General features: G+C 56.0%; 11 protein-coding genes. 7 read left to right on the top strand and 4 right to left on the bottom strand.

The window, feature by feature from the left end; genetic code table 11:
• Window positions 1–429: 429 nt before the first annotated feature.
• From sfnG to VQ830_RS20395, 3 genes are all read right to left on the bottom strand, one after another.
• The gene (gene sfnG, locus VQ830_RS20405) at window positions 430–1,530 is read right to left on the bottom strand and encodes a dimethylsulfone monooxygenase SfnG (RefSeq protein ID WP_337269985.1); all 1,101 of its coding nucleotides are present in this window, start codon (window positions 1,528–1,530) and stop codon (window positions 430–432) included.
• 500 nt (window positions 1,531–2,030) lie between these two features.
• The gene (locus tag VQ830_RS20400) at window positions 2,031–2,792 is read right to left on the bottom strand and encodes an alpha/beta fold hydrolase (protein ID WP_337269984.1); all 762 of its coding nucleotides are present in this window, start codon (window positions 2,790–2,792) and stop codon (window positions 2,031–2,033) included.
• A 37-nt stretch (window positions 2,793–2,829) separates the two neighbouring features.
• On the bottom strand, window positions 2,830–4,599 hold the full coding sequence (locus VQ830_RS20395) for a cytochrome c biogenesis protein DipZ (protein WP_337269983.1): 1,770 nt from the start codon (window positions 4,597–4,599) through the stop codon (window positions 2,830–2,832).
• Window positions 4,600–4,915: 316 nt separating this feature from the next.
• Between VQ830_RS20395 and VQ830_RS20390 the strand changes: the two genes are divergently transcribed.
• The 4 genes from VQ830_RS20390 (at window position 4,916) to VQ830_RS20375 (ending at window position 8,662) form a co-directional block, all read left to right on the top strand.
• Window positions 4,916–5,962, top strand: a complete 1,047-nt coding sequence (locus VQ830_RS20390; RefSeq protein WP_337269982.1) for an alpha/beta fold hydrolase — start codon at window positions 4,916–4,918, stop codon at window positions 5,960–5,962.
• Between the two features lie 91 nt (window positions 5,963–6,053).
• On the top strand, window positions 6,054–6,794 hold the full coding sequence (locus tag VQ830_RS20385) for a response regulator (protein ID WP_337269981.1): 741 nt from the start codon (window positions 6,054–6,056) through the stop codon (window positions 6,792–6,794).
• Window positions 6,791–8,107 (top strand): ATP-binding protein, encoded by a 1,317-nt coding sequence (locus VQ830_RS20380; protein ID WP_337269980.1) that lies wholly within the window; start codon window positions 6,791–6,793, stop codon window positions 8,105–8,107. Before VQ830_RS20385 ends, VQ830_RS20380 begins: the two co-directional genes overlap by 4 nt.
• A 138-nt stretch (window positions 8,108–8,245) precedes the next feature.
• Window positions 8,246–8,662 (top strand): organic hydroperoxide resistance protein, encoded by a 417-nt coding sequence (locus VQ830_RS20375; protein WP_337269979.1) that lies wholly within the window; start codon window positions 8,246–8,248, stop codon window positions 8,660–8,662.
• Window positions 8,663–9,008: 346 nt separating this feature from the next.
• Here VQ830_RS20375 and VQ830_RS28835 read toward each other — a convergent pair whose 3' ends face one another.
• Window positions 9,009–9,377 carry a hypothetical protein gene (locus VQ830_RS28835; RefSeq protein WP_438618341.1) on the bottom strand — a complete coding sequence of 123 codons (369 nt, stop codon included), beginning with the start codon at window positions 9,375–9,377 and terminating at the stop codon, window positions 9,009–9,011.
• A 167-nt stretch (window positions 9,378–9,544) separates the two neighbouring features.
• Here VQ830_RS28835 and VQ830_RS20365 point away from each other — a divergent pair, with 167 nt between their 5' ends.
• The 3 genes from VQ830_RS20365 (at window position 9,545) to VQ830_RS20355 (ending at window position 13,060) form a co-directional block, all read left to right on the top strand.
• The gene (locus VQ830_RS20365; RefSeq protein WP_337269978.1) at window positions 9,545–10,534 is read left to right on the top strand and encodes an AraC family transcriptional regulator; all 990 of its coding nucleotides are present in this window, start codon (window positions 9,545–9,547) and stop codon (window positions 10,532–10,534) included.
• 57 nt (window positions 10,535–10,591) lie between these two features.
• Window positions 10,592–11,800, top strand: a complete 1,209-nt coding sequence (locus VQ830_RS20360) for an MFS transporter (RefSeq protein WP_438618339.1) — start codon at window positions 10,592–10,594, stop codon at window positions 11,798–11,800.
• A 255-nt stretch (window positions 11,801–12,055) separates the two neighbouring features.
• Entirely contained in the window at window positions 12,056–13,060 is a 1,005-nt protein-coding gene (locus VQ830_RS20355; RefSeq protein WP_337269977.1) for a GlxA family transcriptional regulator, read from the top strand.
• The last annotated feature ends 86 nt before the right edge of the window (window positions 13,061–13,146 follow it).

Here is a 13,146-nt window from a genome sequence, read left to right as displayed (position 1 = left end):
TTGACTGCAGATCTCATCTGAGAAGCGGTTGCGGTCAAGATGTGGTAACCTCTTTCCAAGACCTTCGACACGAAAAAAGGCGCTTGAGCCTTGAAAAGAACGCCTTCTTTGTTTTGAACAAGGGTTAAAGCTACTGCCCGCCATGAAAGCGTTCGTCGCGGATAGCCCCTGCGTGAGGATTGATCTTGAAACGCGGAGCGCCATCGGACGAGTTCTTTATTGACCTGAAAAGCTAAAGTTCGGGAGGCTCGGGCAAGATGCTTTGACCACGACGCTGCCATCTCGGATACAGGCGAGCCGTTCCATGACCGTTATCAAAGTTTTGACCGGCGAGGTCGATTGAGCTGCTCTTTCAGCCTAACGGCGAGACGGCACCCGTTGGCGGATGCCGCGCCCTGATAACCTCGTTTAGATCCAGGCGTTCAACTGCTACTCCGCTGCGATCGCTCTTGCGTCTTCACTCGCTTCAAGCTCTCGGATGATGGGAAGCACGTGCTTTCCGAAGTACTCGACTTCTTCCTGGAAGTGCAGGAAGCCAAGGAGAATGAGATCAGCGCCAGCGCGCTTGAGGGCCAGCACGCGCTCTGCAACCTGACGCGGAGTTCCGATCAGGTTGGAGCGAAAGCCGTCATTATACTGCACAAGATCCTCAAAAGTGGATTTCGCCCAGTTGCCTTCACCCTCCGGCGAGGCCTTGCCGGCATTCTTGACTTCATGACCGAAAGCTTTCACAGCCTCTGGATTGGCTTTTTCGATGATCTCAGCAAGAACCGCCTTGGCTTCTTCCTCCGTCTCGCGGACGATGGCAAAGCCGTTGACGCCAATGCGAACCGCGTGACCATTGGCTCTTGCCTGGCTTTTAAGATCCTCGACCTGCTTAGCAATTTCTTCAGGCGTATTGCCGTTCGTGAAATACCAGTCGGAGACGCGCGATGCCATGTCACGTGCTGCACGCGAAGAGCCCCCTTGGAATATCTCGGGTTGCGGATCGATGGGCTTCGGTTTCAGGGAATATTGATTGAAGCGATAAAAATCGCCTCTGAAGGTGAAGCTTTCCTCGGTCCATATACCACGTAGAGCGCGAATAAATTCTTCCGAGCGCCGGTAACGCTCGTCGTGGTCGAGCCAATGCTCACCAATGGCTTGGAACTCACCCTTGAACCAGCCACTCACGATGTTCACGGCGATGCGTCCGTTGGTCAGATGATTGATGGTTGCGATCTGCTTTGCTGCCAGCGTTGGGTTCCATGGCCCGGGCAGAAGTGCTGCAATAACCTTCAGATTCGTCGTCGCTTCCAGCAAAGAGTGACTGAATGCTACCGATTCATGTTGGAATTCTGCACCATAACCAGCGGTGAAGCGAATTTGAGTCAGCGCATAGTCGAAGCCACTTGCCTCTGCGATCTGTGCAAGCTTTCTGTTGTAATCGATGGTCCAGCTGGTGCGCTGTTCAATATTTGAGATGACCAGTCCGCCGGAAACGTTCGGAACCCAATATGCGAACTTCAAGGCTTCTCTTGTCTGCGACATGCCCTTCTCCCTTCAATCACTTGACGCCGCTGTGCGGCTCTGTGTGTTGCGAGAAGAAATAGTCTATTATTGTTATAGGGAATAAAAACAAACTTCTCCCAATGGTCCTGGGAAATTGAGTTTCTTCGAGCCGTTATGACTCAGGCGCGTTGGAATAAAAATCCACATAGAGCTCGAAACCGTGATCCGACCAGTTGATTGCGACCGCCCTTTTTAGCTTTAGCTTAAAGGACTGGTCTCGGGTATTCCGGTGCGTATGAAGCTGCCAAGGTGATGGATGAGATAACCGGAAGGTCATGCGGCCGGCGATGTTCAGGTTTGCGTCTTTCATTGTCAAACGAACGTTGGGCAATCTCGATACATGCACCATGGTGCGTTGTCGCCGATTGGCGGCCACCAGAGGCCAGCTCCCCAGATCCAGATTAGAAACGCCTTGTCATGGATGATCGCGCTGATCAGCCGCCCAGGATCGAGCGGCTGAGATGAAGCGTTCTGCGCCATCAGTTTGCAGAGTGCCGAGCAGCATCTTCGAGCACATCAGCTACCTTTTCCGGCTGAGACGCGAAGACCGCATGGCTCGCAACGATTTCTGCGGTCTTGCTTCTAGCACGCTTCGCCATATCCCGCTCGAGCTCAGGATTGATCGACCGATCCTGTGTGGCAACGATTGCCCAGCTCTTCTTCGTCTTCCAGGCTGGTTCCGAGGCCTTTTCGGCGAACGCCTCTTTGGCAGCAAAGACCTGACTTTTGGCGAGGAAGGCAGCTTCTTGCTTCGGAAGATCAGCAGCAAAATCCTGCGCAAATGCTGCGGGATCGAGGTACAGGAACTTTCCATCCTTGGTCTGCCTGATCGAGTTTCCTGCAGGCGGCTTCGATGCGGCAAGATCAAGAAGGCTCTCATCCTTATCTGGCTGGAACGCCGCGACATAGACAAGGCCAACGACATCGGCCCTATTTCCTGCTTCAGAAATGACCATGCCGCCGTAGCTGTGGCCGACGAGCAAGCTTGGACCATCCTGAAGATCGAGCACTCGATTGGCCGCGGCGACATCGTCGCGGAGGGACGTCATCGGTTCTTGGACAATGGTGACGTTGAAGCCGCGTCTTTCGAGAATCTCGGTGGTCTTGCGCCAACCGGATCCGTCGGCAAGCGCGCCATGGGCAATGACGATGTTCTTTACCTGCCCAGCCTCGGCGGCAAAGGCGACCATGCAGCAGGCGAAGGCAAAGACGAGCGGAAGGATGGGGAAGCGATGTTTCATTTGGGTCTCCTTGAGGGGGTGAAGGCAATCACTGGCGTCAGCCGAAGGTGAAGGCATAGGCTTGCACACCAGGATCGAGAAAACGGATGGCGAAGGTCTTGGGCTTTACCGCGCCGGACTGGCGCACGAGCTGGTAGAGACGGGTCGCGGTGACAATGCCGTTTCCCTCGGCGTCAATATCGACACCATGATCAGGACCTGGCGGGTGACCATCGATTGTGACCTGGAAGCGAACCGGCTTGCCCTCAGCACCTGGTCCAAGCACCAGATGCAGATCGCGGGCATTGAAGCGGTAGGCGATTATGCCGTCTCGACGATCGAGGATGGCTGCCTCAGCGCCGACGGTCCAGTTGCCGGAAAGACCCCACTTGTTCAGCTGTGGTTCCGAGAGGGAATATTGGCGAGGCTCATCGGTAAGCACGGTCTCATTCGACGTGAAACCGGTGGCTTGCTGGTAGCCGATATAGGTCTCGGGCGAACGGATGTTCTGCGAGTCGGGAGCGGCCTCAATGCCGCTTGCCTGGGGCGGGATCGGCACGCTCGCGGCCGCGCTGCCGCCAGCTTCACGCAGGAGTTCCTGAATGGCCTCGTCCGTCTTACGATAATCGCCTTCGCCGAACTGGTAATAGCGGATTTGGCCCTTTGCATCGATCAAGTAGAAAGCCGGCCAATAGCTGTTATCGAAGGCGCGCCAGATCTCGTAATTGCTATCTACTGCAATCGGATAAGCGATCTTCAGGTCCCCAATCGCTCGCCTCACATTTTCAATTCTCTTCTCAAAGGCGAATTCCGGTGAGTGGACGCCGATAACGACGAGGCCCTGGTCCTTGTATCGTTCCGACCATGCGCGGACATAGGGAAGAGTACGGATGCAGTTGATGCAGGAATAGGTCCAGAAGTCCACGAGCACGACTTTCCCACGCAGCTCTTCCGTCGTCAGCGGCGAAGAATTAAGCCAGGCAGTCGCGCCATCGAGAGACGGTGCCCGGCCTTCTACGGTAAGCTTCGACTTGAACGGAACAGGACCTGGAGGAAGACCATCGGAGCTGCTTGCGACTCGAGCCCCAGGTTCAACAGTTTGCTGGACGTGGAAACGGTCAAGAACAGCCTGCTCGAATGAGCCGGTACTGGCATAGGACAGTCTGGCAAACAGGCCCGCATCCAGGCCAACTGCAATGGTCGCGACACTTGCAAGAACGGCTGCGCCAAGGAGCTGACGTATGCGCCGGCTTGCGCGGAAAGATCGCTTTGCGCCATTGGAAATCTTGGCGCCAAGCAAGAGCACAGTTGCCAGTGACGTGGCCGCACCGCCCGCATAGAATAGGAGCAACAGGCTTGTTTCGAGACTGGCACCCTTCAGCGCTGCGCCGGTTAGGACGAGACCGAGAATAGGTCCTGCACAGGGCGCCCACAGAAGGCCCGTGGCGATACCCAAAAGCATTGAGCCAGCAATTGTGGGGACGTCAGCAGGTCGCCCGAAAGCATTGGCAAGACGATTGCCCAAATCCACTACGGGTTGTGTGATTGCGCTCGCGATGCGGCTCGAGATCAGACTGAAACCAAAAACGATCAGCAATGAAAGAGCGGTAAGGCGCCCGTATTCATTGGCGCGCACTACCCAACCTCCGCCAACGGCAGCAAGACTTGCAACAGCAGCGAATGTGATTGCCATGCCCGCAAGCATGGGCAGCGCGCTGCGAAGGAATGGCTGTCCCGCGCGGGAAAAGACAAAAGGAAGGACAGGCAAAATACAGGGACTGACGATGGTCAGGATCCCTCCGAGATAGGCGATGATCAAGAGCGTCATGATCTTGTCCTTTGACCGAAGAGGTGAAGCTCTGGACGACTAGGGCGCCAGCACTGCAGACCAGTCTGTTCGGTTGAGGTATCCCGGATGTGTCGAAACAGGTGGGGATTTGTATGAGCGTGTAGCAGCCGCCCTTGATGGCTCGGTGCTCTCGTGCCTTGCGCTGACGTTTCAATGCAGCGTCGCAATTGTATCGAAATGTATCTCAGAGGCGAAGAGCTACAGAAACTTTCACAATACTTCGATCACGACATATCGAAGATACACGCAGCAGGCTTCTTGCTGGTCACATTAAAAGCGGATCGGAGAGAACCCTATGAGCAGTCCAATTGATCTTCAGCGTCGCCGTTTCTTCGGCATCGCAGCCATGACCTTAGCCGCCGCCGAGTTCGGCATGGCCAGCTTGGCAAACGCGCAGACGACAGCCACGGCATCTTCGCAATCTTCAAAATCTGCAAACCATACTTCATTTCCTTCCATGAAGCAGATCAACGCTGGCCTCCTCAATATTGGCTATGCGGATGTTGGTCCCATCGACGGCCCTGCAATTCTGCTCCTGCATGGTTGGCCTTATGATATCTATAGCTACGTGGATGTCGCACCCATTCTTGCCTCAGCCGGATATCGCGTGCTGATCCCGTACTTGCGAGGCAACGGAACAACCCGATTTCTATCCGATGAAACGATGCGCAACGGGCAGCAGGCGGCTCTTGCAGCCGATATGATCGCCTTTCTGGACGCACTTGAAGTCAAGCAAGCTGTCGTTGCGGGCTATGACTGGGGCGCTCGCACGGCCGATATCATGGCGGCCCTCTGGCCCGAACGGTGCAAGGGCCTTGTTTCCGTCAGCGGCTACCTCATTGGGAGCCAGGAGATCAACAAGAAGCCGCTAGCTCCCAAGGCAGAACTCTCCTGGTGGTACCAATTCTACTTCGCAACGGAACGTGGGCAAGCCGGTTACGCAGCCAACACCCGCGACTTCGTCCGCCTGATCTGGCAGACCGCATCGCCCAACTGGAAGTTCACCGACGAGACTTTCAATCGCTCGGCACCTGCCTTCGACAATCCCGACCATGTGGCGATCACGATCCACAACTATCGCTGGCGGCTGGGTTTGGCTGAGGGTGAAACCAGATACAATGCCTATGAACGCGAGCTGGCGAAACTTCCCATCATAACAGTCCCGACAATCACCATGGAGGGCGATGCCAATGGAGCGCCCCATCCGGCTCCCGCCGCCTATGCCTCGAAATTCTCCGGACGATACGAACATCGAGAGGTGACTGGTGGAGTCGGCCATAATCTTCCGCAAGAGGCACCTCAGGCATTCGCGAAGGCTGTTTTGGATGTAGCAAAGCTTTGAGCTTGCTTAGGCGTGCGAACCGTTATTTTACTCGTCGTAAATATCGGTTCGCGTTTGCTCAAAGGCCAAAGCGTAGGGGGATAGCGCTCACATGGAACACGTCGATCATGTTCTTGTCGTCGACGACGACAGGGAAATTCGAGAGCTGGTCTCAAGCTACCTGAAGAAAAATGGCTTGCGGACGAGCGTGGCAGCCGATGGACGCCAAATGAGAACGTTCCTGGAGGGCAATAAGGTCGACTTGATCGTGCTCGATGTGATGATGCCGGGCGATGATGGCCTCGTTCTGTGCCGGGAATTGCGGGCCGGTAAGCATAAAGCAATACCGGTCCTAATGCTGACCGCACGCGATGACGAGATGGATCGCATTATCGGACTTGAAATGGGCGCAGATGACTATCTGTCGAAGCCTTTTGCCGCACGCGAGCTTCTTGCCCGGATCAAGGCGATCCTGCGCAGAACGCGGATGTTGCCGCCCAATCTTCAAATTAGTGAAGCCGGACAGTTATTAACCTTTGGAGACTGGCGCCTCGATACCGTCGGCCGACGCCTGTTGGACAGGGATGGCACGGAGGTGACGTTGAGCGGCGCTGAATATCGCCTTCTCAGGGTTTTCATCGATCATCCGCAACGGGTTCTCAATCGCGACCAACTGCTCAACCTTACGCAGGGGCGCGAGGCCGAAATCTTCGACAGGTCAATCGATCTTTTGGTGAGCCGCGTGCGCCAGCGGCTTGGCGATGATGCCCGCGAACCGACTTATATAAAGACGGTTCGTGCCGAGGGTTATGTGTTTGCGGTTCCCGTTGAAATCTCGGAGCCCAGACCATGAGCGGTGGATATCGCCGCATCCCTATCTGGCCACGCTCTCTGCGATCTCGACTTTTCTTGATCTTGTTCGCCGGTCTTGGCCTTGCCTATGGCCTGTCTTTCGGCATCCTCTTTGCTGAGCGATATATGTCTGCCAAAGCGGTGATGCTGGGAACGCTGGAAAGCGACCTTGCAACCTCCATCGCCGTCATCGACCGCCTCCCCGCCGACGAGCGCCCTGCATGGGTCGATCGTCTGAGCCGCGGCAACTACCGGCTTGTGCTAGGTCCTGGCATGCCTGGCGTTTCCGAAGTTTCCGGTCGTGGCGCGGAAATTGCCAAACGAATTGAAGAGGCCGCAGGCCATAAGTATCAGCTCCGGGTCGAATCCATCCCGGGCGACGGAAAAAGACTTCAAGCTCATCTTACTTTATCTGACGGCGCACCGCTTACGATTGATGTGACGCCGCGTGGCGTCATGCCATTGGCTGATTGGTTGCCCTACGTCTTTGCCGCGCAGATGGTGCTTCTGGTTATGTGTACCTGGTTTGCTGTTCGGCAGGCTATTCGCCCCCTCGATACCCTCGCTGCGGCGGCGGAAGCTCTCGATCCAAGCAGCAACGCCCTTCCTATGAGTGAAAGCGGCCCCGTTGAAGTGGCACATGCTGCGCGCGCATTTAACGCCATGACCGCGCGTATTGCGCATTATCTTGAGGAAAGAGTGCAGATCTTGGCTGCGATTTCACACGATCTGCAGACACCGATCACCCGCATGCGCCTTCGGGCCGACCTGGCTGATGACAGCCCGGAAAAGGACAAGCTGGTCAGTGATCTGCGTGAAATAGAACGTCTGGTGCAGGATGGCATTGCCTATGCTCGCAGTTCCCATAGCAATGGGGAGAAGACGTCTCGGATCGATCTTGCCTCCTTCATCGACAGCATCGCCTATGACTATCAGGACACGGGAAAGATGGTGTCGGTCCTCGGTATCGTCGAAGGGACGGCTGTTACGAAGCCGCACGCGCTTCGCAGGATCCTGACCAACTTCATAGATAACGCTTTAAAATTTGCCGGAAGCGCTGAAATTGCAGTCGAGCGGAGGCAACAAGGGAAGGTCATCGTGACCATTTTGGATCGCGGCCCAGGGATTCCCGACGATATGTTGAGTATGGCAATGCAACCTTTCTTCAGAGTTGAGACCTCGCGAAACCGCGACACAGGTGGAACGGGTCTCGGGCTTGCCATCGCGCATCAACTTGCGGGAACGATCAGCGGATCCGTTCGGCTATACAACAGGCAGGATGGCGGCCTTGCAGCTGAAGTCAGCTTTTGCTGAGAGTGGGACGAGCGTAGTGCTTACGAGACACTTCGATACAGTTCCCATAGTTTCCAGACACATTCGCGACACGCTGGTTCCCCATGATGAGGATGCGAAAAAAGAGCGGCATCTGCCGGTCAAAATAAGGAGTTTGAAATGACGAGCAAAGACGAGGTTCTCTACACCGGCAAGACACACACAACAGGCGGGCGCGACGGGTTCGCCCGCAGCAACGACGGCGAGCTTGAGATCAAGCTCTCTCGCCCAGGAAGTGGAAAGCCAGGCACCAATCCCGAGCAACTTTTTGCGGCGGGCTGGTCGGCCTGTTTCCTTGGCGCATTGGCCCGTGCAGCCGGACAGCATCAGGTCAAGTTGCCGACTGATGCTGCTGTGGACGCGGAAGTCGACCTTTGTACAAATGGGGGAGAGTTCTTCCTTCGCGCGCGCCTTTCTATCGCCTTGCCGGGAATCGAACACTCTCTTGCGCAGGCAATTGTCGCAGACGCTCACAAAATCTGCCCCTATTCGAAAGCAACGAGAGGCAATATCGATGTCGAGCTTAACGTCGTCTAAGGCCAGGCTCAGCGCGAGCTCCATCATCGTCCTTGTCGTCGCTGCATCATTTTTTGCAGCGCCATGTATTTACGACATCGCATCCCGGGAGCCGTCACCGCTTGTCGGTCTTATTAACGTTGCATCCGGATTGTGACAATCATACGGGAGTGGCTAGCCGTGCCGTTGGCCACGCCCCTGATAACCCGATCCCTTTCGTTACTCTCAGTAAGATCTACAATGGCCAGTCGAGGCTTTTTGGGAGATGGCAAATATCCGGCTTGATACGTGTGGCGTTGCTCAGGAAGCAGCATTCTAAATGCACAATGTGCCATGGCCGAGATCAAGTGGATCTGTCGAACAGAGGTCAGCGCAGGAAACGCCTAGACGCCCAAGCAATAATTAAGCCGATGACCAGAACAATCGCTCCGCGCCAGATCCATGGGGTCTGGTTGATCATAAAGCTGGAGGCAGGATAGGGAAATACGCCCGTACCTTGGCCAATCCAGATAAGGCCGACGATCGCAATTAACAGCCCGATCAGTGCCAATGCCCGTCTTGCAATCATCGTTCGCTCCTCAAGTAAGGCCCAATACCTCAAGTCCGTCGAAGACGGATAGCCGGACATGCCGTTCGAAAGCAAGTGGCCGATCATGCTGGACTTTCTGAATAAACGATCTTCCCCGGAACCAAGAGCACCGACAGGAACAAATATCTCGGCTGTCTTCATTGACATTCTGGCCCGCCCTCTCGGACAGTCAGTTGCAAAAAGGAGCTAAGTTGCACCGAGTGTTGTTTATAGGCAGATAACGCCGCTCTTTCGAGAAAGCCAGCTGGCACAGCCAATAGCGCTGGCACAGATTCCCACTTGTAGAGCAGACGATCAAGACGTAGATTGGCACAATGCTTGATCATTCGTCCCGGCCCTTGCCGTCATCAGAGATTGCGATCGACGCACTCAGCGAAGTTTTACAAGACTTTCGCTTGAGCGGGGTCAATTACGGACGCTGTGAACTCAAACATCCCTGGAGTATTGCCTTTCCGGAGCAACAGCTGCTTCGTTTCCATTTCGTCAGTCATGGGCCCTGCTGGATCTATACCGAAACTCAAGGATGGCAGGAGCTAAATGATGGCGATCTGGTGCTCTTGCCGCAGGGAAACGCGCATCGACTGGCCAGCGCGCCGGATGTCGTGGGGGATTCACTGCAGAGCTGTCAGATCACGAAGCTGGGAAGCAATGTTTGCGAGGTAGTGCGGGACGGCGCAGGAGCTAGCAGCACGCTTTTTTGCGGCTCTATGTCGCTTGGCGCACATGCGCTCAACCCGTTGATCAGTCTGATGCCGCCAATCATCAAAGGCTGCGATGTCGCGGGCAATGACCCCGTGATATCGCCGTTGCTCATCGCTATGGCAGAAGAAGCTGCGCAGCCTCAAATGGGGAGCGCGACGGTCCTGTCACGAATGGCGGACCTGCTGGCGGCGCGGCTGATACGCTGCTGGGTCAATTGCAGCGGAGCCTCGACGACAGGCTGGCTTGCCGCGATCCGCGACCCCAACATAGGACGCGCTTTGGCGGCCATGCATCGCGACCCCAGTCATAACTGGACCCTTGAAAGCCTTGCGAAAGTCGCGGGCCAATCGCGTTCGGTCTTCGCTGAGCGCTTCAGTGCTGTCTTGGGAGAAGGCGCCGCCCATTATCTTACGCGTCTGCGGATGCAGCTCGGGAGAGACCTGTTGGTCAATAACGGCTTGTCGGTCGCAGAAGTGGCCTCGCGGCTTGGTTATGAATCGGAGGCGTCTTTCGCCCGCGCCTTCAAACGTATTACTCAGGTGTCGCCCGGCGTGGTGCGCCGCACAAGTTCCGGACGAACGGCTATGGAATTCGGATCTTAAGCTACATAAAGTCCGGGCAAGGTGGCCTATGACCTCCGTTAACACAGGAGGTCTTCAATGACGGACATTACATCTCATGAACAAGCGCCCATGATAGATCTGGGTGCCACTGAAGAGCCCGCATGGAACGCAGCAACTTGGTTTGCGGTCCTCTCCATGGCGGCGACCAGCTTTGCCCTGGTCTCGGCAGAATTCCTGCCGGCTGGCCTCTTGACGCCAATGGCGCGAGATCTTGGGATCACTGAGGGAACAGCCGGCCAGGTTGTGACAGCAACCGCATCTGTAGGCGCCGTTGCGGCCTTGCTGAGCAATGTGCTTATTGGCAAACTGAATCGAAAGACGGTGTTGATTGGCCTGAGCGCACTCGCGATCGGCTCGAACATCCTTGCGTCCTTAGCAACAGACTTTTGGCTTTTGTTGGTGGGACGGGCGGGACTTGGCATCGCACTCAGCGGCTTTTGGGCATTGTCGGTGGCTGTCGTGGCAAGGCTCGTCGGCACCAATGCCACAGGTCGCGGGATGGCAATCGTTACGCTTGGCGTCTCCCTCGCTACGATAGCAGCGCCATCAATCGGCGCTTTGATCAGTGACTGGCTCGGATGGCGCAGCGCTATGGCCATGACGGCCGGACTTGCCGTCATCGCCATGATGTTACAAATCCTCAGCTTGCCACCGCTGCCCGCCAGCTCAAGCAATAGTCTGTCCGACGTCTTCCGCCTGACGCGCCGACGCAGCGTTCAGCTGGGAATGCTTGCTATTCTCTTGCTGATGACGGGGCATTTTGCAGGTTCGGTCTACGTGCGTCCGTTCCTCGAGAAGGTCACGCTTCTTGACACGGGACCGATCGCCTTGGTGCTCCTCGGTTTTGGTGTCGCCTCAGTGGTCGGCAATGTTGTCGGCGGCCGATTGGCCGACGCGAGCGTCGCTATGGCGCTTGCCGTCACCGCGGGGCTGATGGCGGTTGCTGCGCTGGTTCTCGTGATCGGTGGCTCAAACGCTGGCATCGCATTTGCTCTTGTTACGCTCTGGGGATTGGCGTTCGGCATGGCTCCGGTCGTCCTGCCAACGAACCTGTCCCGCGGTGCCCCTGATGCGCTTGAAGCAGCGGGCAGCCTTATGGTTGTTTCGTTCCAGGTTGCCATTAGTATCGGCGCGGTTTTGGGCGGCCTCATCGTTGACCACTACGGTGCCTACGGGCCGTTGACGCTTACGGCAGCTCTCGCGGCGTCAACCGTCGTCTTGGCGCTGCTACAGCCCCGAAGCTGATCTTCGCGCTCCATTCAGGACTGCGCGCAATCGATTTTTAGATGCACTTATTGCCTTGCGCACTCAGCAGAGGCTGCCGGCAATGACGGCGGCCTCAACTACGTTCCAGACTCTGATCCGGTTACCAAAGAAACCACCTCCAACACGCTTCCCCACGCGAGCCGTTGCGCTCTTGCCGGGCGAGCGTGCGGGCTCTATGACGAGATCAAGGCAAGTTTGGACAGGACATGCGCGACCCGCTTAAGGTGAGCTTCGATGGCAACAAAAAGCAAAGCAGGCGGCGAAATCCCGAACAACAAGAGACTAAAGATAGGCTTTGTTCTATCGCGATCCTTTACATTGTCGGCTTTTGCACTCTTCGTTGACACCTTGAGGCTTGCAAGCGACGAAACGGACAAGTCGGGCCGCGTATTTGCCGATTGGCAGGTTTTGGGAAGCACAGGTCATTTGATCAGGTCCAGCTGTGGCGTACAATTGGCGCCGACGTCCGAATTTATCGATCAGAGCGAATTTGATTACATCGCTGTCGTGGGCGGTCTTCTCAGCGTGGGTCAGCAGGTTGACGACCAGACGATCAAATATCTGAAGCAAGCAGCGACAAAGAAGGTGCCATTGATCGGAGTGTGCACCGGAACATTCATTCTCGCTGAAGCCGGCTTGATGAAGAACCATGAGACATGCGTCAGTTGGCTTCACTATCCGGCTTTCCGCGAGTTATTTCCCGACCATCAGGTCAGGGCGGACCGGATTTTCAATCTTGATCGGGACAGAGGTTCCTGCGCCGGCGGAAGTAGCGCGGCTGATCTTGCCGCAACCCTCGTCCGACGGCACATCAGCAAAGATGCAGAGCGCAATGCCCTCGACGTCCTGCAGATCGAGAAAGCAAGATCCGCGCTTGACATACAGCCTCGCAGGCCGCTGTCCATCGAATGCGAAGATGCAAGGGTTCGGGCCGTTCTGCTGAAAATGGAAGGCGATACCGAAAACCTGGTTCCCATTGATCAACTGGCAGCATCGGTGGGCTTATCGAGAAGGCAACTTGAACGTCTCTTTGCAAAAGAGTTGGGGAGTACGCCTGCCCAAGTCTACATGCGTCTTCGCCTTGATCGCGCCAGGCAACTGCTGGTGCAAACCCGTGCCCCTCTAATCGAGATCGCCATGGAAACCGGTTTCGACAACGCTTCTCACTTCGGACGATTGTTTCGCAAATTCTATGGCGAGACACCCGCCCGCCTGAGGGCGGCATCTTCACGCCGATAGTTGCGTCCTAGTTTACCGAGGATTTTTTCAAGATCGTCAGCCAAGTCAGATATCGTGTTTTCCGGCCGATGCGCATCGAATGGGCT

Origin of the sequence: Oryzifoliimicrobium ureilyticum (assembly GCF_037199735.1) — a bacterium.
Taxonomy (GTDB): Bacteria; Pseudomonadota; Alphaproteobacteria; order Rhizobiales; family Rhizobiaceae; genus Rhizobium; species Rhizobium ureilyticus.
The sequence above is the reverse complement of the archived record's forward strand: the minus strand, read 5'-3'. Positions and strand labels throughout refer to the sequence as shown.

Coding starts and splice junctions, on each gene's coding strand:
- sfnG (WP_337269985.1), bottom strand. CDS start 1,530: ATGTCGCAGACAAGAGAAGCCTTGAAGTTCGCATATTGGGTTCCGAAC.
- VQ830_RS20400 (WP_337269984.1), bottom strand. CDS start 2,792: ATGAAACATCGCTTCCCCATCCTTCCGCTCGTCTTTGCCTTCGCCTGC.
- VQ830_RS20395 (WP_337269983.1), bottom strand. CDS start 4,599: ATGACGCTCTTGATCATCGCCTATCTCGGAGGGATCCTGACCATCGTC.
- VQ830_RS20390 (WP_337269982.1), top strand. CDS start 4,916: ATGAGCAGTCCAATTGATCTTCAGCGTCGCCGTTTCTTCGGCATCGCA.
- VQ830_RS20385 (WP_337269981.1), top strand. CDS start 6,054: ATGGAACACGTCGATCATGTTCTTGTCGTCGACGACGACAGGGAAATT.
- VQ830_RS20380 (WP_337269980.1), top strand. CDS start 6,791: ATGAGCGGTGGATATCGCCGCATCCCTATCTGGCCACGCTCTCTGCGA.
- VQ830_RS20375 (WP_337269979.1), top strand. CDS start 8,246: ATGACGAGCAAAGACGAGGTTCTCTACACCGGCAAGACACACACAACA.
- VQ830_RS28835 (WP_438618341.1), bottom strand. CDS start 9,377: ATGTCAATGAAGACAGCCGAGATATTTGTTCCTGTCGGTGCTCTTGGT.
- VQ830_RS20365 (WP_337269978.1), top strand. CDS start 9,545: ATGCTTGATCATTCGTCCCGGCCCTTGCCGTCATCAGAGATTGCGATC.
- VQ830_RS20360 (WP_438618339.1), top strand. CDS start 10,592: ATGACGGACATTACATCTCATGAACAAGCGCCCATGATAGATCTGGGT.
- VQ830_RS20355 (WP_337269977.1), top strand. CDS start 12,056: ATGGCAACAAAAAGCAAAGCAGGCGGCGAAATCCCGAACAACAAGAGA.